The sequence below is a fragment of the Chryseobacterium hilariae genome (assembly GCF_051400735.1).
Taxonomy (GTDB): Bacteria; Bacteroidota; Bacteroidia; order Flavobacteriales; family Weeksellaceae; genus Chryseobacterium.
Genome location: NZ_JBLFFJ010000006.1, coordinates 16,561 through 39,480 on the forward strand (window position 1 = coordinate 16,561; position 22,920 = coordinate 39,480).

At 36.2% G+C, this 22,920-nt stretch carries 23 protein-coding genes; 11 read left to right on the top strand and 12 right to left on the bottom strand.

Annotation, left to right across the window (positions count from 1 at the left end; all coding sequences use genetic code 11):
- Nucleotides 1–3: 3 nt before the first annotated feature.
- The 3 genes from ACMGDK_RS16670 to ACMGDK_RS16680 form a co-directional block, all read right to left on the bottom strand.
- Nucleotides 4–1,230 carry a 3-phosphoshikimate 1-carboxyvinyltransferase gene (locus ACMGDK_RS16670; protein WP_436808993.1) on the bottom strand — a complete coding sequence of 409 codons (1,227 nt, stop codon included), beginning with the start codon at nt 1,228–1,230 and terminating at the stop codon, nt 4–6.
- A gap of 74 nt (nt 1,231–1,304) precedes the next feature.
- The gene (locus ACMGDK_RS16675) at nt 1,305–1,631 is read right to left on the bottom strand and encodes a nucleotide pyrophosphohydrolase (RefSeq protein WP_436808994.1); all 327 of its coding nucleotides are present in this window, start codon (nt 1,629–1,631) and stop codon (nt 1,305–1,307) included.
- Nucleotides 1,631–3,040 carry a hypothetical protein gene (locus tag ACMGDK_RS16680; RefSeq protein ID WP_436808995.1) on the bottom strand — a complete coding sequence of 470 codons (1,410 nt, stop codon included), beginning with the start codon at nt 3,038–3,040 and terminating at the stop codon, nt 1,631–1,633. Before ACMGDK_RS16680 ends, ACMGDK_RS16675 begins: the two co-directional genes overlap by 1 nt.
- A 178-nt stretch (nt 3,041–3,218) precedes the next feature.
- Here ACMGDK_RS16680 and ACMGDK_RS16685 point away from each other — a divergent pair, with 178 nt between their 5' ends.
- The 8 genes from ACMGDK_RS16685 (at nt 3,219) to ACMGDK_RS16720 (ending at nt 12,053) form a co-directional block, all read left to right on the top strand.
- Nucleotides 3,219–3,470, top strand: a complete 252-nt coding sequence (locus ACMGDK_RS16685) for a type B 50S ribosomal protein L31 (protein WP_111960878.1) — start codon at nt 3,219–3,221, stop codon at nt 3,468–3,470.
- 322 nt (nt 3,471–3,792) lie between these two features.
- Complete coding sequence (locus tag ACMGDK_RS16690) at nt 3,793–4,953, top strand: GlmU family protein (protein ID WP_436808996.1); 1,161 nt, start codon at nt 3,793–3,795, stop codon at nt 4,951–4,953.
- Nucleotides 4,954–5,191: 238 nt separating this feature from the next.
- Nucleotides 5,192–5,701 carry a GFO_1088 family ECF-type sigma factor gene (locus tag ACMGDK_RS16695; RefSeq protein WP_116014789.1) on the top strand — a complete coding sequence of 170 codons (510 nt, stop codon included), beginning with the start codon at nt 5,192–5,194 and terminating at the stop codon, nt 5,699–5,701.
- On the top strand, nt 5,676–6,344 hold the full coding sequence (locus ACMGDK_RS16700) for a hypothetical protein (RefSeq protein WP_436808997.1): 669 nt from the start codon (nt 5,676–5,678) through the stop codon (nt 6,342–6,344). The genes ACMGDK_RS16695 and ACMGDK_RS16700 overlap by 26 nt, the downstream gene beginning before the upstream one ends.
- A gap of 58 nt (nt 6,345–6,402) precedes the next feature.
- Nucleotides 6,403–7,683, top strand: coding sequence for a DUF4252 domain-containing protein (locus ACMGDK_RS16705; RefSeq protein WP_436808998.1), 1,281 nt, complete (start codon nt 6,403–6,405; stop codon nt 7,681–7,683).
- A gap of 12 nt (nt 7,684–7,695) precedes the next feature.
- Nucleotides 7,696–8,196, top strand: a complete 501-nt coding sequence (locus ACMGDK_RS16710; RefSeq protein ID WP_436808999.1) for a DUF4252 domain-containing protein — start codon at nt 7,696–7,698, stop codon at nt 8,194–8,196.
- Between the two features lie 191 nt (nt 8,197–8,387).
- Nucleotides 8,388–9,848, top strand: coding sequence for an IMP dehydrogenase (guaB, locus tag ACMGDK_RS16715; RefSeq protein ID WP_436809000.1), 1,461 nt, complete (start codon nt 8,388–8,390; stop codon nt 9,846–9,848).
- Nucleotides 9,849–10,196: 348 nt separating this feature from the next.
- Nucleotides 10,197–12,053 (top strand): zinc-dependent metalloprotease, encoded by a 1,857-nt coding sequence (locus tag ACMGDK_RS16720; RefSeq protein WP_436809001.1) that lies wholly within the window; start codon nt 10,197–10,199, stop codon nt 12,051–12,053.
- Between the two features lie 59 nt (nt 12,054–12,112).
- Here the strand turns inward: ACMGDK_RS16720 and ACMGDK_RS16725 are convergent, their stop codons facing one another.
- The 7 genes from ACMGDK_RS16725 to ACMGDK_RS16755 form a co-directional block, all read right to left on the bottom strand.
- A complete protein-coding gene (locus ACMGDK_RS16725; RefSeq protein ID WP_436809002.1) occupies nt 12,113–12,310 on the bottom strand; it encodes a KTSC domain-containing protein in 198 nt (65 codons plus the stop codon).
- A 279-nt stretch (nt 12,311–12,589) separates the two neighbouring features.
- A complete protein-coding gene (locus ACMGDK_RS16730; protein ID WP_436809003.1) occupies nt 12,590–14,179 on the bottom strand; it encodes a ClpB D2-like domain containing protein in 1,590 nt (529 codons plus the stop codon).
- Complete coding sequence (locus ACMGDK_RS16735) at nt 14,133–14,453, bottom strand: hypothetical protein (protein ID WP_436809004.1); 321 nt, start codon at nt 14,451–14,453, stop codon at nt 14,133–14,135. Before ACMGDK_RS16735 ends, ACMGDK_RS16730 begins: the two co-directional genes overlap by 47 nt.
- Nucleotides 14,454–14,467: 14 nt before the next feature.
- Nucleotides 14,468–15,538, bottom strand: coding sequence for a DUF4407 domain-containing protein (locus tag ACMGDK_RS16740; RefSeq protein ID WP_436809005.1), 1,071 nt, complete (start codon nt 15,536–15,538; stop codon nt 14,468–14,470).
- A 121-nt stretch (nt 15,539–15,659) separates the two neighbouring features.
- Nucleotides 15,660–16,214: a crossover junction endodeoxyribonuclease RuvC gene (gene ruvC, locus ACMGDK_RS16745; RefSeq protein WP_040997663.1), complete on the bottom strand. Its 555-nt coding sequence runs from the start codon at nt 16,212–16,214 to the stop codon at nt 15,660–15,662.
- Between the two features lie 60 nt (nt 16,215–16,274).
- Complete coding sequence (locus ACMGDK_RS16750; protein WP_436809006.1) at nt 16,275–16,796, bottom strand: 2'-5' RNA ligase family protein; 522 nt, start codon at nt 16,794–16,796, stop codon at nt 16,275–16,277.
- Between the two features lie 10 nt (nt 16,797–16,806).
- Nucleotides 16,807–17,913 (bottom strand): serine hydrolase domain-containing protein, encoded by a 1,107-nt coding sequence (locus tag ACMGDK_RS16755; RefSeq protein WP_436809007.1) that lies wholly within the window; start codon nt 17,911–17,913, stop codon nt 16,807–16,809.
- A gap of 160 nt (nt 17,914–18,073) precedes the next feature.
- On the opposite strand from ACMGDK_RS16755, the gene ACMGDK_RS16760 reads away from it, so the two are divergent.
- On the top strand, nt 18,074–19,483 hold the full coding sequence (locus tag ACMGDK_RS16760) for a pyridoxal phosphate-dependent decarboxylase family protein (protein WP_436809008.1): 1,410 nt from the start codon (nt 18,074–18,076) through the stop codon (nt 19,481–19,483).
- An 87-nt stretch (nt 19,484–19,570) separates the two neighbouring features.
- Here the strand turns inward: ACMGDK_RS16760 and ACMGDK_RS16765 are convergent, their stop codons facing one another.
- Complete coding sequence (locus ACMGDK_RS16765) at nt 19,571–20,302, bottom strand: Dph6-related ATP pyrophosphatase (protein WP_436809009.1); 732 nt, start codon at nt 20,300–20,302, stop codon at nt 19,571–19,573.
- Nucleotides 20,286–21,056, bottom strand: coding sequence for a hypothetical protein (locus ACMGDK_RS16770; RefSeq protein ID WP_436809010.1), 771 nt, complete (start codon nt 21,054–21,056; stop codon nt 20,286–20,288). Before ACMGDK_RS16770 ends, ACMGDK_RS16765 begins: the two co-directional genes overlap by 17 nt.
- A 240-nt stretch (nt 21,057–21,296) precedes the next feature.
- On the opposite strand from ACMGDK_RS16770, the gene ACMGDK_RS16775 reads away from it, so the two are divergent.
- Nucleotides 21,297–21,671, top strand: coding sequence for a hypothetical protein (locus ACMGDK_RS16775; RefSeq protein WP_436809011.1), 375 nt, complete (start codon nt 21,297–21,299; stop codon nt 21,669–21,671).
- Nucleotides 21,672–21,956: 285 nt separating this feature from the next.
- Entirely contained in the window at nt 21,957–22,886 is a 930-nt protein-coding gene (locus tag ACMGDK_RS16780) for a hypothetical protein (RefSeq protein ID WP_436809012.1), read from the top strand.
- Nucleotides 22,887–22,920: the final 34 nt, after the last annotated feature.

The following is a 22,920-nucleotide window of genomic DNA, read 5'->3' on the forward strand; positions in this document are numbered from 1 at the left end:
CTGTTATCCTTGAATCATTATGTCACTCAAATCCTTCCAGAACATAGGGTAAGACTTTTCCACTACATCTTCTTCTTCAATGGTAAGTTCCTTTATAAGACAAAACGGAGCAAAGCTCATCGCCATTCTATGATCCTGGTAAGTTCCGATGGAAATATTTTCCTCCGGCTCCCCGAAACTCACAGATTTGATGGTAAGGTCTGTAATTTCTGTTTCAGTGCCCAGTTTTTTCAGTTCATTATATAAGGCCTGTAGCCTGTCGGTTTCTTTTACCCTTAAAGTGCCCAGTCCGGAAATTTCAAAAGGAATTTTTAAGGCGGCTGCCGTTACACAAAGTGTCTGGGCAATATCCGGACAGTTATTCATATCCAGAATGATTTTTTCAGGGAAAATAAAATTGGTTTCCGGCTGAAGGGTAATCTTATGTTCGTCTTCAGTGAAAATCGTATTAATTCCGAAAAAGTCTTTATAGATCTTGGCAATGGCGGAATCTCCCTGGGTGGATTCTTTGTAAAAGCTTTTCAGATGGATGGTTTCTCTTCCCAATGCACAGATAGAATAGAAGTATGAAGCCGAGCTCCAGTCACTTTCCACTTCATAGCTTGTAGCAGACAATCTGCCATTCAAATCAAACGGTTCCACTTTAACTGTATTTCCTTCAAAGCTGTTCTTTATTCCGAATCTTGTTAGAATATCCAGCGTCATCTCTATATAGGATCTTGAGGTAACTTCACCAACCAGATTAATCTCCAACCCGTTTTCAAGTTTCCCGGCAATCAGAAGAAGAGAAGTAATGAACTGGCTGGATATGTTAGCCGGTACATTGACCTGTTTCTGAGTGATTTTCTTTCCTGTAATTTTTAAAGGCGGGAAGCCTTCGTTTTCCATATATTCAATCTCAACACCCAGATCTTTTAAAGCATTGACAAGGTTTTTGATGGGCCTTTCCTTCATCCTTTTGGATCCGGTAAGAACGGTTGTTTTCCCTTCAATTATTGAATAATAGGAAGTAAGGAAACGCATGGCCGTTCCTGCGTGGTGGATGTCTACCGTTTCAGTGTTTTCAGACAATGCTTTTTTCAGCAGCTGGGTGTCCTGGGAATTAGACAGATTCCCGATCTGTATATTTTTAAATAAACTTTCCAAAATCAATAAACGATTCGAAATGCTTTTCGAACCGCTGATCTGAACTGTTTTATCTGATGCTAATTTTGATTTTTCTAACTTCATTATTTCTTCAAATTAAAGACATCAGATTATAAAAAAAGTCTGATATCCAGTGTCTGTTATCTGATATCTATATATTATTTCAACTTCTCGTTATTCTGATGCCGGTCTTTATCCCGGTCTGTTTTGATCTTCATTTTCTTGTCGAAAGCTTCCTGTAAGTTCACTCCGGTTTGATTGGCTAAACATAAGGTAACAAACAGTACATCTGCCAGCTCTTCACCGAGATCTTTGTTTTTATCGCTTTCCTTTTCGCTTTGTTCACCATACCTTCTGGCGATGATACGGGCAACTTCGCCAACTTCTTCGGTCAGCATGGCCATATTCGTCAGTTCATTAAAATAACGGACTCCTATGGTTTTTATCCATTCATCAACCTGTTCCTGCAGCTTTTTGATCTCCATTATTGATAAGCTCCAAGAGTAGGGTTAATTGTTCTTGATACATTCACAATATCAAAAGGTACGGTTCCTGCTACCGTCAGATTTCCTTTTCCTCTTGCCGGAGATGTTGTTTTTACCCTTAGGTTCATCTTTGCAGCAAAATAATTAAGGAATTGTGGATCTTCGTTCTTAATGCTTTGTATTACATTCACATTATTGTCGAAATTGAACCCGGCTTCTGATGTGCCGGAATACTTTATCAGTGAGTTTTGAATAAGGAATTCAAACTGCTGCCCCGGAGTCTGCTCAAAATTCACGGAGTTGTCTCTGTCTGAAAAAACGATGCTGTTTTTTATATCAAGGCGTTGAAGTGCTCCCTGTTCAGTAGTTCCTGCTGCATTTTTCCATTCATTGGCTGCCGTAATTCCGTTTCTGTTGTAAGATCCCATTGTTTTGGAATAATTCGCAATTGTAGCATGAGTGTAGCTGTGATTTCCGCCTCTGAAAATCCCGATACATGATTCACCACAGTTGTTCATCACTAAATTATTAGCAGTAACCGTTGAGCCTACAGCATAAATACCATATTCAAAGAAAGTATGGATAAATGAATTTTTGATATTTGCCGTATTTTGTTTCATATCCAACCCTCTTGTTCCTCCGAAAAGTCTTGCAAAATTCATATTGAGGATAGAATTGGGTTCCATCTGGATAGAATTCCAGTTTTTAGGGATTGTATCATAATATGGATCATTTCTGTCTCCGCGCAGAATCACCTCATTGTCAAAAACTCCGTTGATATTTAAGGTTGCACCGGATGAAACCTTCATGCCGCTGTTTTTATGAAAGTAAACTTTAGTTCCCGCCTGGATGTCCAATGTGATATTTGGATTGATAGTAAGGTCTCCGTAGATAATCTTGGCTTTATTATTATTCCATGTTGTATGATTGGAAATTACGTTAGGATTGCCTGGTGTTTCGATGAAAAATTCTGCATCCTGAACTACTGAGAACAAAGTTACATGCTGTTGTCCTGCACCGCTGTTAAAGACAATTTTATCTTCAGCAATAGCTTCAGGACCGGTAGCTTCGGGAGCAATTTCCACAAAAATATACATACTGTCTTTCTTTCTCAACGGTACATCTTTGAAATCATAGCCCGGTTTTCCGTCTACATTGATCCTATATAATGAAGCGCTTCCCCTTTCAAGATTGATCCTTGGAATTAAGACATCTTTGTCTTCATTATTATATACTTTTACAAAATAGGTTTCAGAACGTACCTGATGGTAGACCGTATCGCAGAATACAGTATCCTTTGAAAAACTTAACTGCTGTGATGGAGCATCAAAAGTAATATCATCTTTATTGCACGATACCGCTACAAGAAGCATCCAAAAAGAAAAAGCCAGTAATAGTTTGATTTTCATCGAAAATAAAGTTTAAGATTCCAAATTTAACGAAAATACTTTGAATTTCTTATCAATAAAAAATATTGAATTGAGTATTTGTATATTTGAAAAAATGTTGTACTTTTGCAACCTAAAATTAGCAGAGAAATACCATTACTATTTCGGAAGCAAACTTTAATTTTTTAAAAATTGTATTATGAAAAAAGGAATCCACCCAGAAAATTATAGACTTGTTGTTTTCAAAGATATGAGTAACGACGAGGTGTTTCTTTGCAAATCTACTGCAGAAACAAAAGACAGTATTGAATATGAAGGACAAGAATACCCATTAATCAAAATGGAAATTTCTTCAACTTCTCACCCTTTCTACACAGGTAAAGTTAAATTAGTTGACACTGCAGGTAGAGTTGATAAGTTTATGAACAAATACAAAAAATTCGCTAAGTAATTTTTTGTTACCCAACATACTGAAGTCTTCCAATTTATTGGGAGACTTTTTTTATGTAGAAACTTGAGGTTAGAAATCTAGTCATAGGTATATTTGTAATGTATTTCGATACATGGAAATCGCCCTTTTCCAAATAGAAGACAGATATTCTTGCTGAGGCGTCATGAACTAACTTCTAGCTTCTAACATCTAATCTCTATTTCCAGCTATTTTTGTATTTTTGTTCTGAACAGAAATTAGACGCTCCGAATTGTTATCAAATCATAAATCTCAACTTTGGATCCCTAATTTCTAACTTCTAATCTTTAACTTCTATAATATAATGCAATTAGTATTTTCAGATGCCCAGTATTGGGAAGATTTTCTTCCATTGACTTTTACCCGTCCTGTTGCCGCCATGAGATGCGGAATTCTTACCTTTTCCGAACGATGGCAAAAGATCTTGGGAAATACCGAAGTTTCTTATTTTACCGAAAATTATCTTCAGAATAAATTCAAAAATCCCGAAGAAAAAGAAAGCCTTTTCCTGGTTACTAATTTTCTGCCGACCGAAACAATAATCCAGCAGATTAAAGATCTTAAACAGGGTGAAGCTCTTGTTTATGAGGATGAGCTGATTGCAGCAAGAATTAATATGAAAAATTTTTCCCTGAACCAGATCGAAAAAATGACAGATGTAAAGGAAAAATTAATCTTCTTTAAAAAACCTGCAGATTTATTTACCTATAATCATCTTGCTATTGATTTTGATTTCAATTTGCTGACTGAAGGAAGAACTTCACAGGAGCTTTCCTCTACCAATGGATTTTTAGGAGATAAAAAAGATCTTTTCATTGAAGAAGGAGCCCAGATTGAATTTTCTACGATCAATACAAAAACAGGAAAAATCTATATTGGTAAAAATGCTGAGGTGATGGAAGGCTGTAACCTCCGCGGGCCAATCTCGCTGGGAGAGGATTCAAAATTTAACTTAGGGTCAAAAATTTATGGTGCAACGACTGTCGGTCCGCTTTGTAAAGTGGGTGGCGAAGTGAATAATATCATCATATTTGGTTATTCAAGTAAGGGGCATGAAGGTTTCGTTGGAAATTCCGTGATTGGTGAATGGTGTAATTTTGGAGCGGATACCAATTCCTCCAACCTTAAAAATAATTACAGTCAGGTCAAATTGTGGAGCTACAGAACAAAAGCTTTTGAAGACACTGGGCTTCAGTTTGCCGGTCTTATTATGGGGGATCACTCTAAAACAGCGATTAATACCCAATTGAATACCGGAACAGTGATAGGAGTTGCTTCTAATATATTCAAGCCAGGTTTTCCGCCAAACCTCGTGGAGAACTTCTCATGGGGCGGAAGTAAAGATGATGAAAGATTCAAGCTGGATAAAGCCTATGAAGTAGCAGAAAGAGCAATGGCGAGACGAAAAGTTGCTTTAGCGGATGAAGATAAAGCTATACTGAAGCATATTTTTGATACGTATTAATATTGAAAGCCTCAATTTGGGAGGCTTTTACTTTATTGGATACTGATAATTCGCTCACAGACAATTAAATTATCTTCCAGAAAGTAAAAAAATGTAATTTTATAAAAATCATAAAACTCCTTTGTAAAAAGGTTTTATGAATGTATAGAGAATCTAAAATTATAAAATCATCACTTTTTTTATAATGTAATGTAATAGAATTAAGATTTTAATTGTCTTACTAATAGAAACAAAACTCATGACCCAAGAAACTTTCAAGAATACGGTGTTTATTCTCAAAGACGAGATGTATCGTTTTGCGAAAAGATTCGTTATGAGCAGTGATGAGGCAGAAGATGTGGTGCAGGATCTGATGATTAAATTCTGGCAGAAGAAAGAAGAGTTGGAGAAGTTTGGAAATTTAAAATCCTATGCTTTGAAATCTGTCCGGAACGAATGTCTTAACAGGCTGAAGCACCATGATGTGAAGTTGGGATTTGCAGATTTGCAGCTTCACCGCTCAGAATTGTACAGCATGGACATCAATAACCTGAAGGAGCACATTATAGGGTTTATCAACCAACTCCCGGAAAAACAGAAAATGGTGATCCATCTGAAAGATGTAGAAGAATATGAGGTCTCGGAAATTTCCGGAATGCTGGAAATGGAAGAAAACGCAGTAAGGGTAAACCTGATGCGGGCGAGACAAAAAGTAAAAGAACAAATATCACAACTGATGAGCTATGAACAAAGATCAATTTCAGAATAAATACGATGAAATCTTCCATGAGATAAAGGAAGAAAAGATGGACTGGAGTTTTGAAGATTTTCTTCAGAAAGCAGAAGGCGGAGCTGATGACTCTGACACCAACAAGGCCCCAATCATCCCACTCCAAAAGAATTTGCCTTCTTTTCCGAAATGGTTCTGGATGGCAGCCGGATTAGTGCTTCTTTTCAGTGTTGGTTTTTTCTTTAATGATTACCGTACAGGGGTTATTGAAAGAGAAAAACTGGTAAAAGATGAGGTTTTGAAACAGAAATCAGAATTTATTGAAGAGAATAATGACCACCAGGAACAGGTAGCTGTTAATCATACCGATTCCATTTCCGGAGTGAGAAAAGATTCTATTTTCCAGGAAAAGTCAGTAGCGGAAAAAGATGTACTGGATGAGATATTGCCAAAAAGAGGAAGACTGAAAAAAGAATCAAAACCGAAGTTTGTCAGTAACTCTTCAAATAATAAAGCTTTAAAAGATTCTACCGGATATAAGGATTCCTATGTCATCGTAAACGGTAAAAGGATTGATAATGTAGATGAAGCCATCAATGTAACTAAATATTCATTCCAGATACTTGCAAATAACGTTAGCGAAAAGTTAGCACAGCCTACTGTAGTAGACGACGATTATTAACAACAATAGATATGCTCCTGATCAGGCAAAAATAATCAGCTTAATAAAAAATTGACTCATGAAAAAAATATTTATAATATTCGCACTCGCTTTTTCCCACTTCTTTACAGTGTATGGGCAACGGGATAAATTTGATACGCTTTTTGACAGGTACCAGGAGGTAGAAGGAGTGACTTCCATTAAAATTGCAAAGCCAATGTTCAGTATGCTGAGCAGCCTTAATATTGACGATTCCCAGCTGGATCAGATCAAGCCTTTGCTTTCAAAAATTAACGGATTGAAAATTCTTATTACAGAAAATCCGGAAAATGCTAATACAACTGAAGGGCGTAAAGTTCAGGATAACCTTTCCAGACTCAGCAAAGATGTTTCCGTGTATTTAAAAAACCTTAATTACAACGAGATCATGTCTGTCAATAATTCCGGCTCAAAAATAAAATTTCTTTCTTCCGACGCGAAGGACGGAATGCTGGACGATCTCCTGCTTAGCATTGATGGAGGAAAAGGAGAAAATATCCTGGTCATGCTGGATGGAAAACTTTCTATGGATGATGTGAATAAGATCATTAATTCCAGTGAAACCAAAAGCAATCCTGTAACCAGTACAAGAAACAGCCTTACTTCTGAAAATAATTCCTCTTATCTTAATGGGGAAGCAAGAAATGTAGGCGAGTTTTCAGGAATCCAGGTAAGTACAGGCGTGAATGTGGTTTTCAAACAGGAAAGTCCTACCAACGTAAAAGTGATCGCAGACTCTGATAAGCTTCAGTACATCATCACAAAGGTAGAAAACGGTATATTGAAAGTCTATATAGACAATAAAGGAACAAAAAATTTAAAGTTTAGAAATCTAAGCGTTAACATCTCTTCTCCGAGAATGGACAATATCAAGGCTTCTTCAGGAGCTAATTTCAATGTGGTGAATTCTATAAAGGAAAATGATCTGGTTATTGATGCATCGTCCGGCGCTAACGTAAAAGGAGATTTTAAGATCTCGAATAAAGTAGATATTGGAACTTCATCAGGTGCCAGTATCAGAGCCGGAATTACAACGGGGACTATTATGGTAAAGGCTTCAAGCGGATCCAATACAGCTATTGAAGGGAGAGCGGATTCCGGAATAATAGATATCAGTAGCGGGGCACTTTTTAAAGCAGACGGACTGAAGCTGGATAAGTTAGAGGCAGAGGCTACATCCGGAGGAAACCTTTCCGTGAATGTTTCCACCAGACTGAAAGTGAAAGCTTCCTCAGGAGGGCTGGTAAAATATAAAGGAAGACCTGAAATAGAATCTAATATCAGCAAAACATCCGGCGGGGCTTTGAAACCTATTGATTAAAAAACTCATCACATGAAAACTTTAAAAAACATTTTTTTAGGAATCTTTACATTGCTTATGCTTCAGTCATGTATTGTTTCAGGAAGACCCAATATGGCTTTCTTTAAGCAGTCCGGATATGATTTTAAGGGAGCAACATTCGCAAGCTTCAATGTCCCTGTCTTTATGGCAAAGCCTTTTATTAAGAAAGCTTTAAGGGAAGATGGTGAAAGTGAGGAAGTTATTGCGTTGGTTAAAAAAGTTTCAAAAATAAAGATCATGACGGTAGATAACGGGAGCAAAGATATGCTGAACGAATATTCCAGATACTTAAATGACAATAATTTTGAAGAATGGGCTAGTATAAAGCATAACGGTGAAAATGTCAATGTAAGAGTAAAGCAGAATGGAGAAGCCATTAAAAATATGATGATCACTGTCAATTCAGATAAAAAGCTGGTTTTCTTGGATGTGAAGGGAAGCTTTACAGCAGATGATATTTCAAAAGTGATTAATGCTGCTACAGATAAATAATCTTATTTATTGTATGCATTCATAAAGAAAAACAAGTAGTTTCATACTAAATCAATTATTTTGTACAGAAAGACCGTTCTTAATAAGAGCGGTTTTTTCATTTAAGTTATTGATTATTAAATTTTATTTAAACTATTGAAAAGGATTTTCATATCTCGTCAAAATAGCCTAATTTTGCAAAGAAAGTAAAGATGTCTATTCATAACAAAATTGTAGAGACAGCCATCACTTTCGATGACGTTCTTCTAGTCCCTTCTTATTCAGAAGTTTTACCTAACCAGGTATCATTAAAATCAAGACTTACCGACAAAATCACGCTGAATGTTCCGATAGTTTCTGCTGCGATGGACACAGTTACCGAAGGAGATCTGGCTATTGCTTTGGCAAGAGTTGGAGGTTTGGGTTTTATCCACAAAAACATGACGATCGCTGAGCAGGCTGCACAGGTAAACCGTGTAAAACGTTCAGAAAACGGAATGATCTCCGATCCTGTTACCCTTTCAAAAGATCACACCTTGGCTGAAGCTAAGGAAACTATGGCCAAATATAAAATTTCCGGCCTTCCTGTAGTAGATGCAGATAATGTACTGATCGGAATCATTACCAACAGAGATGTAAAGTATCAGGAAAACCTTGACATGAAGGTTGAAGAGATCATGACCAAAGAAAATCTGATCACTTCTGATAAAAATACCAATCTTGAGAAAGCTAAAGAAATCCTTCTTAAAAGCAGGGTAGAAAAGCTTCCGATCGTAGATAAAGATAATAAGCTGGTAGGATTAATTACGATTAAGGATATTGATAATCAGCTGGAATATCCGAATTCTAATAAGGATCACAAAGGACGTCTTATCGTAGGAGCAGGTGTTGGTGTTGGCGAAGATACAATGGATAGAATTGCAGCATTGGTAAACGCCGGCGTTGATATCGTGGCTATTGATTCTGCTCACGGACATTCAAAAGGGGTTCTGGATAAGATCTCAGAAATCAGAAGAACATATCCCGACTTGGATATCGTTGGAGGAAACATTGTAACTGCTGAAGCAGCAAAAGACCTTATTGAAGCAGGAGCTAACGTTCTTAAAGTTGGAGTAGGGCCTGGCTCTATCTGTACAACGAGAGTGGTTGCAGGTGTTGGTGTTCCTCAGTTATCTGCTATTTATAATGTGTACGAATATGCAGCTTCCAAAAACGTAACAGTAATTGCAGATGGAGGAATCAAGCTTTCCGGAGATATTGTAAAAGCAATTGCAAGTGGAGCAGGAGCAGTAATGCTGGGATCTCTTTTAGCCGGAACTGATGAAGCTCCGGGAGAAGAAATTATTTTCCAGGGAAGAAAATTCAAATCTTACCAGGGAATGGGAAGCCTTTCCGCAATGAAAAGAGGAGGAAAAGAAAGATATTTCCAGAGTGAAGCTAAAAAATTCGTTCCGGAAGGAATTGAAGGAAGAGTACCACACAAAGGAAAGTTAGAGGATGTGATCTTCCAGCTGACCGGAGGTTTAAGAGCCGGTATGGGATACTGCGGAGCTAAAGATATCGAAGCTTTACAGAAAGAGACCAAAATGGTCATGATCACAGGAAGTGGTTTGAAGGAATCTCATCCGCACGATGTAATTATCACTCAGGAAGCGCCGAACTATTCTTTTTAGAACTTTAAAGAGTATATTATTGAGATTGGCTGTACATAATTTGTACGGCCAATTTTATTTAAAATGTAACCAATTTGGAAAATTGTTTGCAAATATTTTAATGATAAAAAAAATGATGTTGTTTTGTTTAATAATAAAGCTTTTTTCTACTAATTGCTATATTAATTAAATTTTTCCATAAGAAAATTGTGAATTTTAAACTTTAAAAAAAATATTTTTTCATAAAAATTAAAAAAAATATAAAATATTAGTAACAAAACCCGATTTTTGCTACTAATAGAAAAGTATTTTGGATGAATTTGTGAATTTAAATTTGTTGAATATTAAAAAAATAAAATATTTGAAGTTATGAAGAAAACTTTCCTTTATGGAGTAGCATTATTTTCGCTTTCATTAACTGCACAACAGCAGCAACAGCAGAAAATTTGTGGTTTTGAACAAGAGTTACAATTACAGGATAGAACAATTCCTGGAGTAAGACAGGTTTTTGATAAGGTTATCAAAAATATCCAAGATGAAAAAAATGCAAATCCTTTAACAGCTGCTAAAGGAATGGTGAATGGTGCCTATGAAATTCCTGTTGTAGTTCATGTAATTGAAGGCAATAATCCAACATTCACTAGAACGGATACTCAAATTCAGCAATGGCTGGATAAAGCTAACCAGATGTATGCCGGAACTTATGCCTGGCCTGCTAATGGAGTGCCGGCAGATTTCGGAACATCAGCAGTATTTCCTATTAGATTGGTTTTGGCTAAAAGAGATCCGAACTGTAACGCTACCACTGGTATCGTGAGGTATAATGGCAGTACATTAAGTGGATATAACACCTCTGGAATGGCTTATCAAACAGCGAATGGTGCTTCTAGAGCTGCTATTAAAGGCTTGGCCCCACACTGGCCGGAAGCTTCTTATTTTAATATTTATGTAATTACCACATTTGATGGAAGCACAACTCCTAATGCAGGATTGATGGGATTCGCTGCATTCCCGAATAACCTTGATGCTAATTATGAATCATTTATGAAAACCGGTGTTGTAACCAATCCTCATGATACAACATTTGCTCACGAATTTGGGCATGCTATGGGATTATATCATACTTTCCAGGATGGTAGATACGATGCTGTTCCGGGGGACTCAGATTATTGTCCGCCTACGACCGGAGTTTGTGCTGAGGATGATGATATGGTTTGTGATACGGAAAGATCTGGAAGCGGTTACTCAGCATGGCCAGTTCCTTCTAACTCTACTGTTAACTCTTGTACTGGTGTAAACTATCAAGGAGTACAGTATAATATGATGAATTATTCGAATTCTGTTGCTCAGAAGTTTACTGCTGGACAAGGAGCTAGAATTAATACTTCCTTTATGTTATTCAGAAGCAGTTTGACAACTTCACAAGCTGGTACTGCTTTACCTGCTGTTCCGGCCCCATCAGTTGTTCCGGCTGCGGCTGCTTGTACACCTTCAGGTTTAGCGAATCCAGGGAATTATTTGGCAGGTCCGGTTTCTGTGAAATTAGGGCAAATAGATAATGAATCTCCTGGATATTGGGCAGCACACGCATTATATTATGTAGATTATACTACAAAGGCATGCGCTATGAAAGTATTTACTCCATTGGTGGTTAATCAACAGCAAACTGTTGAGGTTAAAATTTTCCAAAACTCTCAGTCAGTACGTGTTTGGATAGATTATAATAATAACGGAACCTTTGAAGCAAATGAATTGGTGGCTTCTGGTACTGATGTGCCCCTTGCTGCAAACCTGTATGGAACATTTACCGGAACCTTTACTCCTCCAGCTACAGCAACATTAAACACTCCATTAAGAATGAGAGTTATGGCAGACGCTGAGAGCACATTTACACCATGTGGCCAACTGGGATATGGGCAGATAGAGGATTATTCTGTAATGTTAGTAAATAACCTTGCTACAAGTGAAGTGAAGGCCGATAATAATGATCTTGTTATCTATCCTAACCCGGTTGCAACAGGTGATAAAGTATTTATCAAAGCTAAAAATGGGAAAAATTTAAAAGTTTCTATTTCTGATATGTCGGGAAGATTGGTAGCAAGCCCATCTTTGACGGATGAAGGAAATGATACTTATAAAGTAAACCAACAGCTTGAAAAAGGAGTTTATATGGTTCAGATTTCCAACGGGAAAGATACTAAGACTTCTAAACTGATCATTAAATAAATTTTAATCATACAAAGATGAATGCCTCCAGTAATGGGGGCATTTTTATTATGATTAATTTAATTGATCTTAATATACTTAAATCTTCGCTTGATAACATTATTCAGGAATCTTCCCTTCGATTTGGCTTCCCTGAATTTTTCAGATATAGACATCGGCACCTTAAGATAATCATAAATAGCCCCTGACTGATACACAATTCTTAATATCTCAGTCTCAGGAAAATAAATATAACTGTTGACTACGCTTGAAGGCATAACATATATCCTGCAAAAAATATTCCCAAAAAAACAGCAGTCAAAAATTCCGAAAACAATTGTATTTATCCCAAAGGAAACAAAGTAGGTCTTTTGACGTTTTAATAAGGAAAGCAAGGGCATTTCATTCAGCAAAGTAAGATCAATATATACCCCTGCATTGCTTACCAATAAGTGAAACGGCTCTGTTTATCTTAAAAAATAAAATGTTTTTTAAGGCTTTGTCGACTGAAAGGTAGGGTTTTATTAATTTTAATTTCTATTATTCTGGATTTTTTTCTATTGTCCAAGCATTTTATGATACCCTGCAATGTGAAGATGCCCTTCCTCTTTGATGCTTACCTCTAGCTGATGCTTTTTTGCCGTCAGATAAATCTCTTTAGGAAGCATACTTCCTTTTTTGCTGAGTTCAATGCTCATATCTTTCAGAAGGTCTAAATGAAGGAGCAGATCTTCCCTCGTTTTTGCAGCGAGATCCTGCATCAGCCTTTCAATCTTTTTGTCCGTAATATCATGCTGCATACGGTGCGGATAATCTTCCAGGCTGTATGTCGCCTGATATTCTTCATCAAACCCATATTTTCTGATATAGTCGGTGGCAAGCATTGTGGCCTGTTCCCTGTCATGGCTCCTTCCTATGCTTGCATTATTTTCTCCAAATACAATTTCTTCCGCAATACCGCCCGCCAGATAGATTTTAATTCTGCCAAGAAGGCTTTCCTTAGTATCGTGGATCTGGTGTGGAAAGGTAAATCCTGCAGCATAACTGCTGGCTACTTTGCTTTTCAGCTGCAATGGAGCAAAACCTGTATAAAGCATATAAGAAACGGCGTGGCCACATTCATGAACACTAATGTTGGCTACCGCATCCTGCTGGCTGGATTGACGTATACTGTCGATTCTTCCGGTATAAGGAATTTCAATGATACGTTTTCCCACTTTCCCGGTGATTGTTTTCTGCTTTACCAGATAATCAATTTCAATGGTTTTGTCATCATTGATGATGGCTTCAAATAGAAATTTGCTGAGGTTTGTATCCAGGATGTCAACTACACTGCTGAATACCGGACGTACGCCCTGTACGGGAAAGACCCCGTTTCTATAAATCAGCTCATTGATGCTTTTGCTGATTTTTAAGCTGATGCCAAATCTTGATTTCGTCTTGGTTTTAAGATTGTTTATTTCCTTTTGGATGAGCTGTTGAAAATCTTCCGTCTTTAATGAAAAATAAATTAAATGGATATTTCCAAACCTGGCTACCTGTTCCGGACGGAATTTCCTTGACAGTGCATTTTTTATATCAACAACGGTTATTTTCTTTGTGAACGCATGGTATATATTCGCATCTATATCCGCTTCGCTGGTTTCACGGGACATCTGAAAAGCTTCATCCAGATTTCCGCTGATGATGATCAGCATTTTGCTGTAATCTACCGGCTCATAGATCTTTTTCTCTTTTTGCTTCTTCAGAATCAATTTGATCATGTCTTCCTCCTTCATATCGATAATGCTCATCACATCATCTTCCATGCTGAGGTACTTTTTCAGTTCCTTAGCGTCCCAAAGATTCAGATAAGGATTTTCATCCATTTCCGTTTCGCCGTTCATTTTTCGCCGTTCATTTTCTTTTTTACGCAAAAGGTAGGAGAACAGATAATGTTCAAGATCATCCCGTTCCCTTTTGCTTAGCCTTCCATCACTTAAAAGTTCCCAAAAGTCGGTAAACTTTGTCTGTGGTACCGGAGTGCCGTCGGGATCGATTGTATTAAAACGCTGGATCTCATCAAAAAGAACGATGCTCGGTTTTTCATCACTGAGGCGGTTACTCTGGAAAATATCGGATACACTTTTTGCTCCATGAAGTTTCATCACTGTTGCTGAGCTCTATCTCTACAAAACGATTCTGAAATTCGAGGAACCGGACGGTTTTTCTTACAAGATCTGTCTTTCCTACACCTGTCATTCCCCACAGATTAATCACTACGGGACGGGTTAAGATTTCAGGCATCAGATACCAGATCTGGATGTATTCCATTAAATCATCAATAATCTTATCAATTCCGATGAATTCTTTTTTCAGGAATGCTTTACAGTCGTCCAGCTTTTTCTTTTTCTTCTGGATCTCTTCTTTATCAATAATCATGCATGAAAAATACGCTATTTTTTTAAATTATCCTTAAAATCATCAATTCTGAAATCTGTCAGAGCATTTCCTTTTTCAATTTTTTCTTTAGAATAAAGCCTGAAATCATTTTCTGTTTTTTCTAACAGATAATCATAAGGTCCGACGTGGGAAATCAATTTTACCAGAACCGGAGAAATTTCAAGACAGATAAAAAGTCCCATAATAAAAGCTGCTGCCAAACCGATAATTGCCGAGTTTTTGCCTAATTCATCCAAAGCCTGCAGTCTTGCTGCAAAACCATTGAACTTATCTTCAAAGGTTTCCGAAGATTTTCTTTCTGTTTCCAGATTTGTATAAACTTTGGAGATCTCTTTGTCTAAATATTCAACTCTGGGTGCGTTCTGCTTCTGGAAATTTTCCAAGTCCAGACGGCGCTGTTCCTTCAATTCCTGTTTACGTTTTGCGTTGGGGCCATAACCTTCTTTTCCACTCGTGAGTCCGGACTGTTTTCCAAGAATTTCTTTTTCAAGCTCTACAGCTGCTGAATCATAAGCTTTCTGGTACTGTACGGTTTTTTCAGCGATCTGTTTTTTTTCAGTTTCAAAAGGGCCGCTCTGTTTCAGGATTCTGCCGCTCATTTCGCCCTCAAGCTGTTTTTTATTCCGTTGGATGATGGTATTAAGCTGTTTGTTGACTTCCTTTTCAAAAATTTTAAGTTCCAGAGGTTTGGATATAATAATTCCTAAAAATGTTGCTAACACAAGACGGGGAATAGCCATTAAAATCTGATTTCCCCATGTACCTGTTTTTTTGATGGATGAAACAATATAACGGTCCAGATTGAAGATCATTAATCCCCACAAAATTCCGAAACCCACTGAAGTCCATACATTATCAAATACCGTATACATGGCATAGCCTGCAGATAGGGTAGCAAAAACGGAAGTGAATAATACAATTCCTCCAATTCCTGAAAATTTATTCCATTCACTCGGAGTCTTTCTTAAAATATGAATATTTCCTCCGGAGCATACCATCAGAAACTTCTGGAACCAGTTTATTTTATGATTCGCTTGATTTATAGTTTGTTGGTTTGTTTTCATTAGTGAAAATTTATACAAATGTAGCAGTAAAAATCATACCAATGTAAAAGATAGTATTATGTTTTGCCAAGTAATTGGATGTTTTGGTTTAATTAATTGATTTACATTGTGTTATTTTCAGTTACTTCACCCTCCCCGGATTCTGCTTCAAAAAACTATCCCATCCGCTGTAGGATTTTGTATCCGCAATAGTGCCGGAGTTAAAATGGTGGCAGACTGCAACAGCCAAGCCATCCGAAGCATCTAAATATTTGGTGGGGAATTCTTTCAGTTTTAAAAGATTCTGGAGCATTCCGGCTACCTGTTCCTTACTGGCATTTCCGTTTCCGGTGATGGCCATTTTAATCTTTTTAGGAGAGTATTCCGTGATGGGGATATTTCTGTACAGGCTTGCGGCCATTGCAACGCCTTGTGCACGGCCCAGTTTGAGCATACTCTGCACATTTTTTCCATAAAATGGAGCTTCCAAAGCTACTTCATCAGGATGGTATTCATCGATCAGCGCTAATGTTTTATCAAAGATATATTTCAGTTTGGTTTCGTGGTTCGGATATTTTTTAAGGATCAGTTCGTGGATGGAAATCATTTCCATTTTACTTTTGGTCACGGAAATAATGCCGAAACCCATAATCGCTGTTCCGGGATCAATCCCTAAAATTATCTTCTCTGAAATCATGCTTCAAAGATAGCGTTTATAAATCTTTTTTGTTGAATTGTGGTAAAGTTTGATTGAACCTTATTTTAATTGTTTTTCAGCAATAGGAATCCATCTTCCGTCATGACGGAGAAGTAGAACTTTTTCGACTAAAAATTTAGTTTTATATTCTTTGTTCTTGTAAATCTCCCACGCCTTCAGATAGTTGTCAAAACTAAGGTTTCTGTATCCAACAGTCATGTGAGGCGTAAAAGATTTCTTGCCAAAACTAAAGTGCTGTATTACCCTTTGATGAAGTAAATTTAAATTTTCGTTGGCTTCAGGCTGTACAAAAATGACCGGATTTTTTGGATTAGGGAAACTTCCGAAACCATTCAGGATTATTTCAAAAGAAGGAATATCCGTGTTTATCTTCTGGAAAGCATTATGAATATCACTTTCCAGTTCAAGTTCTCTTTCAAAAGGTGATAATAAAGTAATATGTGCATCATTTGTTAATGCCTTTGAATTATCATAATTCACAGCAAGATCTTGTTTAAACACCTTTACTTCATCAATGATGTCCTGTGGAGGATAAATGGCGATGAAATACATTTTTTTCATACTGTAAATATTATTGTTTTACTCTAAGCTGCAATAGGGTATTCTCAAGATTGTCCATAATCTTTTTAACTTCCACATGAGGCCTGAAAGTTGAACTTTTTCCTTTTTCTTCATCCGCAATATTGGATAAAATGATAACGGAGGTTTTGGTTTGTGGATAATAAATATTCAGCGAAGGAGAACCCTTTACATAGCCGCTGTGGAAATAACCTTCAGGACTTCCGATATTGACCATAATACCGTAGCCATAGCCCATTTTCCCTAAAATAGCATGATGCCTTTCCGAGCTTTTAGACACAAACTGTTTCAAAGTTTCAGTTTTGAGGATCTTTCCTTCATAAATAGCGTTGTTCCAGATGTGAAGATCCTCTACGGTTGAAAGAATACCGCCTGCCGGAGTTCCTATATCCTTTCCTCCCAGCCTTTTTGGCATATTCGGAACTTCTGCAAACTTTACAGCATTTCCCAAATAAGCACTTGCAAAATCCTTACCTTCAAAGATATTTCCTGTGGAAGAATTTTTCATGCCTGCTTTTTTGAACAGTTCCATGACATTTTCATCGTATGATTTTCCTGAAACAACTTCTATAATTTGGCCCAGAGCATTAAAGCCGTCATTAGAATAGAAAAAATCCGAACCGCTTTTGAACATCAGCTTCCCTCCGAAAGTATTTAATCCTGAAGTATGATTTAAAAGCTGATGAATAGTAATGTTTTCATAGCTTTTGGTCTGAAATGTTTTCAGGTATTTGGATACTTTGTCACTAACATTCAGTTTTCCCTGTTCCATCTGGAGAAGAATAAGAGCCGCAGTGAACTGTTTGCTTACAGATCCAATGGCAAAAACCGTATTGCTGTCGATTTTTACCTTATTCTTGAAATCGGAATAGCCGTTGTCTTTCCTGTACAGTTGCAGCGAATCTTTAAAGACGGCAATACTTCCGTTGAATTTATATTTTTTAAATACAGAATCAATCTGCTGTTCCAAAAGTGTTTTTTGAAAGGCCGTAATTGTAGAATCAATAATTGCATTTTTGTCAACCGGATCTTTTGGAGTTTCAGTTTTGCATGAAAACAAGACGCAGAAAAGCAGAAGAAGTGTAAAATTTTTAATCACAGGTGTTTTACATTAAAAGTTACTGATGTTGGGATTAATACATATTTAAATGTAAGAAAATCCTTTAAAGTCTCAAAGAGAAGCAAAATTTGTGCTAAGCCAGGGTAGAATCTTACAAGTATTTAATATTTTTGAATAAATTATTTTACAATATACCATCATGAAAGAATATTTGAAAAAGGATTCAGTGCAAATAGATCATATACTTGAAATCATAAAGCAGCAAGGAACTCAATACCTGAATACCCTGACAGAGAGACCCACTTCTGTAAATAACAACAGGGTACCTGAAAACATAAGCTTGCCGGAGTCCGGTTTTGGAACTGAAGAGACTTTAAAAATATTCAATGAAAGATTTGAACCCATCATAGTAGGATCATCAGGTCCGCGATACCTTGGATTTGTAACCGGAGGCACTACTCCAGCTTCCATTGCGGGGGACTGGCTGGCAACAGTCTACGATCAGAATACTCAAACTACAACAGGCCAGGGAGATATCTCGGGCAATGTAGAAATGGAAACCATAAAGATGCTGCTGGATCTACTTAGCCTGCCGCAAAGTTTTCTGGGAGGTTTTGTAACCGGAGCCACTATGTCTAATTTTACATGTCTGGCTGTTGCAAGGCAATGGCTGGGAAAAGAGCAGGGAAGGGATATTGCTAAAGAAGGAATTTCAGGAACTCTTAAAGTGCTGACAGCTACGCCCCATTCATCATCCATAAAATCGCTGTCACTTTTAGGGATAGGAAGTAATAATATTATAAAGATAAAAACTGCTGCAGAAGATCGTGAAGCGATTAACATACAGGATCTTGAAGATCATATCATACAGCTTAATGGAGAACCATTCATCTTAATTTCCAGTGGAGGAACCGTGAATACGGTTGATTTTGATAATTTTACAGAGATCAGAAAGCTGAAAGGAAAATATAAATTTTGGTGGCATATAGATGCAGCATTCGGAGGTTTTGCAGCCTGTTCAGATACTTACAAGCATCTTGTCGACGGCTGGGAATACGCAGACAGTATTACAGTAGACTGTCATAAATGGTTAAACGTTCCCTATGAAAGTGCGGTATTTTTTGTAAAAGAACAATACAAAATTTTACAGATGGAAACCTTTCAGAATTCCAATGCTCCTTATCTGGGGGATCCGTTGGAGAATTTTAACTATTTGAATTTTCTTCCTGAGAATTCAAGAAGATTAAAGGCGCTTCCTGCATGGTTTTCTATCATGGCATATGGCAGAAAAGGATATCAGGATATTGTAGAAAGCAATATAACGCTGTCTAAACAACTTGCCCAGTTGATTGAAGCCAGTCAGGATTTCAAATTATTGGCTCCCGTAAGGCTAAATACAGTATGTTTTACTTTAAAAGAGGAAGCAAAACAGGATCAGGTCAACAGATTTCTGGAAGCACTGAATGACACCGGAAAAGTCTTCATGACTCCTACTTTTTATAATAAGCATAAAGGAATCAGAGCTGCTTTTGTTAACTGGCAAACCACCGAAAAGGATGTCGAGCTGATATTTAATGTGATGAAAAATATAATAGCAACGCTAGAGTAGTAAAGTAATAAAACTTATTTATCATTGCGTTAATTTTTAATCTCGAATTCAGATTAAATTAAAAATCGCCTTGTAATTAATAGAATCTTATTTCAAAATAAGGTCGCAGAACCAGAAAATATACTCACCGTCTTCATTTTCAGGATTTACTTTCGGTTTTGGATAGGTTTTCTTTACCGTTTCTCCTATTTCAAAATGAACAGGATTTCTAAAGATAGGCCCATCAAAAGTAAATGTGTGGAATTCCCCGTTTTCTCCACATGGATCAACATTTTCAGGAAGATCATTGATGAAATCCTGGTCAATGATTCTTCCTGCAAAGCTTTTATCCAGATAAGTTTCATTCACACAGGTCACAATCGTTTTGAAACCAAGATCAAGAAACTCATGAATAAGATCGGTTGTGTTTTGCTTCCAAAGTGGAAATATAGCTTCCATTCCTATTGCATTCAGCTGGTCTTCACGGTATTTCCGGAGGTCTTCCAGGAAAATGTCCCCAAAAACAGACTGCGTAATGCCCATAGCCTGAATATCTGACATCGTTTTACCCATAATATCACGGTATTCTTCCATAGACGGTTCCTTGGGAAGCTCCATTTTAATCAAAGGTAATCCTATGCTTTCGGCTTGCTTTTCCAAAAGTGAGACATGAACACCATGCATGGAAATCCTCTGAAACTCTTTATTGATACTGGTAAGCAGAGTTGTAACTTCAGTCTGATTTTTCTGCTGAATTTTATAAAAGGCAAGTGCGGAATCCTTTCCGCTACTCCAGTTGAATACGGCTTTTGGTTTTTTTAATTTATTTTGCTGCATCATTCATTTCTGCTTCAAACTGTGCTAATCCGGCTTTTGTGCTTCCTTTATCAGTTGCTGTTTGCCATTCTTTTGTGGCTTTGGTTTTGTCACCCAGACTATAATAATAGCTTCCTAAAACTGTATGGCCTTCAACCTCGCCCATGCTGATGATTTTTTGCCCTAACTTAATGATTTCAGGATTCTGCTTAGCCTTTTTAAGTTTGTTTTTTAAAACGGCTTCCATTCCGCCAACATCGTTCATGATCATTAATCCAAATTTTTCCATGCATGCCTTTGCAAGACCTCTGGTACACAAATCATCAATGGTTTTTGTGTAATTTACCATTGCATTTTCATCAAATAATTTGGTGAGATCATTGGATTTAGCTCTTGTTTTACGGTAATATTCATAAAGAAGATTTGCGTTTTTCTTAGCCAGGGCATCATCTTTTCTGTTGTTTTCAGCGATGCTGTCTTTCTTCAGATCCCATTTGGTGTCTTTTACCCAGGTTGAATTACCTGCCAAACGGTTTTTAGACATTTTAAAAATAAAAATATCCTTATCCGGAAAAACTACCACAGAGTCATTTTTTACAAAAAAATCTCCTTTTCCATATCCTGCAATATCAACCTTTCCATTGCCATCAAAGGCAAAATATGGGTATAGCGTTTCTTTAGAATTGGTCATAAAATAACCCTGAAGGTTGTTATCTGCTTCTTGAGCATTGAAGAGTCCGCAGGAAATAATTCCAACAAGGAATAAAATATATTTCATTAGTTAAATATTTTTGTGTTGAGTAAAAATACAAAAAACCTCAAGAAATTTCTTGAGGTTTAATTTATAAATGTTTTACAATTACTTAGTAGCATGTAAACAAAGTTGTAAGTAATTGTATTGATAATTTGATTTTAAATTATGGTAATCCGTAAAAAACGCGATGTGTATCTAATAAATAGTTTTATATATTTTGATATGTAAAATTATTTACTTATATTTGTATTTAAATATTATAATATGGATTTTTTAAAAGACATTATATTTGAAGATCCTGATAAAATAGGAGGCTCTATAAAGGCAACAATTCAAAAAACCGGTAAGATTGGTTTTTCTTCTGGTGCTGAAGAATTTATGCAATTAAAAAATACACCTTATTTTAAAATAGGATTTAACAATAGTGAAAATGCAGGAGATATTATCTATATGGTTTCATCTGCAATAGAAGAAGGAGCGTTTAAAGTTTCTAAAGCGGGATTATATTATTATATCAATTTGAAAAATGTTTTTGATAGAAAGGGAATTGATTATAAAGCTAAAAGTTATATATATGATATAAAGAAAGAAAATTCTGAAGATACAGAATTTTTTATTTTAACTAAAAGAAAAAAATAATTAGAGGGATAGAAAATATAAAAAAAGGCTGAATAAACAGCCAAGGAAAATTTATTGAATTTTGTCAAAAAATAAGGGGGTCGGATTCCAAATTTAAACAAAATTAATTACGAAGAAATGAGATTACCTCATCTACTTTTGTTGTGCAAAGATACTTCAAATGTTTCTTTTTTCCAAGAATAAAATTCGTTTTAACACTCACGTACGTTAGAGTAATTTATAATATTTAAAAAATGAGAATATTATTTATCAACAATTTTAATCTAAAAGAAAGAAATAAAGATTATGAATTATAAAGTATCAACTTTTAAATTCTCCATCTTAAATAGAAGAGGAGAAAAACACTTTTTGGCGAACTTGCCTGGGAATATTGATTTTCAAGATTTATTTGACGAATTTTGTGAAGATATCTTTTCAAATACCAAGAAGTTTAATGAAAATGGGAAAGATAAAAGTCTTACCTTAAGAGAGCCTCATAAGTTTAACAAAGAAGAAAGACACATCTTTGGTAAATTTGATGCAGGAACAACAGGTGACCCTGTAAATATTAACGACCCAGAAACTAATGAAACTAATTATTCTGTTAGCCCTGATGAACTTCAAGCTAGAATTCTAAACTTCTATGTTCAAATTCCTAGAAACAAACAGGAGGGTTTCATTATACTACAAAGAAAGTCCACTCATAGTATTCAAAAGAGCTTTGAAGATTGCTTCAATAGTTTTTTAGTAAGGAAAGGCTTTCAAGGTGAGAATAGAATCAGAATTAAACTTTCGCACGCTCCAAATTCAAAATTAATGAAAAGGATGATGGATGTGGGAGAGTTGAAAGAAATAAATCTTGAAAGGAATATTATACCAAATAGTTTTTCAGGATTGTTTGAGGGTGTAAGTGATTCTAATTTTGGAACAATTACAACTCAATTGACATTTCAAAAACCAGCTACAAAAGATAACTTTAAACAAGCTTTGTACAATATTTATAATAAAAGTTATACAGGTGATGAGCAAGTTGAAATTGAAGGGAATTTTTATGATGAAGTTTCATTTACGTTTCACCTTGATAAGGTTACTAAAACATTCTTTGTGAAGGATAAAACAAAAACTAGGTCGGAAATTGATATTACATCTATGTTGGATGGTGAAAGTCTCAAGGGAGAAATTCCTCTTGATAAATTCGTAGAAATATCCATTAAGTTAATTTTAGAAATTTCATAAATTAGAAAGGCTGTTCATTGAACAGCCTTTTTTA

Coding starts and splice junctions, on each gene's coding strand:
- ACMGDK_RS16670 (WP_436808993.1), bottom strand. CDS start 1,230: ATGAAGTTAGAAAAATCAAAATTAGCATCAGATAAAACAGTTCAGATC.
- ACMGDK_RS16675 (WP_436808994.1), bottom strand. CDS start 1,631: ATGGAGATCAAAAAGCTGCAGGAACAGGTTGATGAATGGATAAAAACC.
- ACMGDK_RS16680 (WP_436808995.1), bottom strand. CDS start 3,040: ATGAAAATCAAACTATTACTGGCTTTTTCTTTTTGGATGCTTCTTGTA.
- ACMGDK_RS16685 (WP_111960878.1), top strand. CDS start 3,219: ATGAAAAAAGGAATCCACCCAGAAAATTATAGACTTGTTGTTTTCAAA.
- ACMGDK_RS16690 (WP_436808996.1), top strand. CDS start 3,793: ATGCAATTAGTATTTTCAGATGCCCAGTATTGGGAAGATTTTCTTCCA.
- ACMGDK_RS16695 (WP_116014789.1), top strand. CDS start 5,192: ATGACCCAAGAAACTTTCAAGAATACGGTGTTTATTCTCAAAGACGAG.
- ACMGDK_RS16700 (WP_436808997.1), top strand. CDS start 5,676: ATGAACAAAGATCAATTTCAGAATAAATACGATGAAATCTTCCATGAG.
- ACMGDK_RS16705 (WP_436808998.1), top strand. CDS start 6,403: ATGAAAAAAATATTTATAATATTCGCACTCGCTTTTTCCCACTTCTTT.
- ACMGDK_RS16710 (WP_436808999.1), top strand. CDS start 7,696: ATGAAAACTTTAAAAAACATTTTTTTAGGAATCTTTACATTGCTTATG.
- guaB (WP_436809000.1), top strand. CDS start 8,388: ATGTCTATTCATAACAAAATTGTAGAGACAGCCATCACTTTCGATGAC.
- ACMGDK_RS16720 (WP_436809001.1), top strand. CDS start 10,197: ATGAAGAAAACTTTCCTTTATGGAGTAGCATTATTTTCGCTTTCATTA.
- ACMGDK_RS16725 (WP_436809002.1), bottom strand. CDS start 12,310: ATGCCTTCAAGCGTAGTCAACAGTTATATTTATTTTCCTGAGACTGAG.
- ACMGDK_RS16730 (WP_436809003.1), bottom strand. CDS start 14,179: ATGAAACTTCATGGAGCAAAAAGTGTATCCGATATTTTCCAGAGTAAC.
- ACMGDK_RS16735 (WP_436809004.1), bottom strand. CDS start 14,453: ATGATTATTGATAAAGAAGAGATCCAGAAGAAAAAGAAAAAGCTGGAC.
- ACMGDK_RS16740 (WP_436809005.1), bottom strand. CDS start 15,538: ATGAAAACAAACCAACAAACTATAAATCAAGCGAATCATAAAATAAAC.
- ruvC (WP_040997663.1), bottom strand. CDS start 16,214: ATGATTTCAGAGAAGATAATTTTAGGGATTGATCCCGGAACAGCGATT.
- ACMGDK_RS16750 (WP_436809006.1), bottom strand. CDS start 16,796: ATGAAAAAAATGTATTTCATCGCCATTTATCCTCCACAGGACATCATT.
- ACMGDK_RS16760 (WP_436809008.1), top strand. CDS start 18,074: ATGAAAGAATATTTGAAAAAGGATTCAGTGCAAATAGATCATATACTT.
- ACMGDK_RS16765 (WP_436809009.1), bottom strand. CDS start 20,302: ATGATGCAGCAAAATAAATTAAAAAAACCAAAAGCCGTATTCAACTGG.
- ACMGDK_RS16770 (WP_436809010.1), bottom strand. CDS start 21,056: ATGAAATATATTTTATTCCTTGTTGGAATTATTTCCTGCGGACTCTTC.
- ACMGDK_RS16775 (WP_436809011.1), top strand. CDS start 21,297: ATGGATTTTTTAAAAGACATTATATTTGAAGATCCTGATAAAATAGGA.
- ACMGDK_RS16780 (WP_436809012.1), top strand. CDS start 21,957: ATGAATTATAAAGTATCAACTTTTAAATTCTCCATCTTAAATAGAAGA.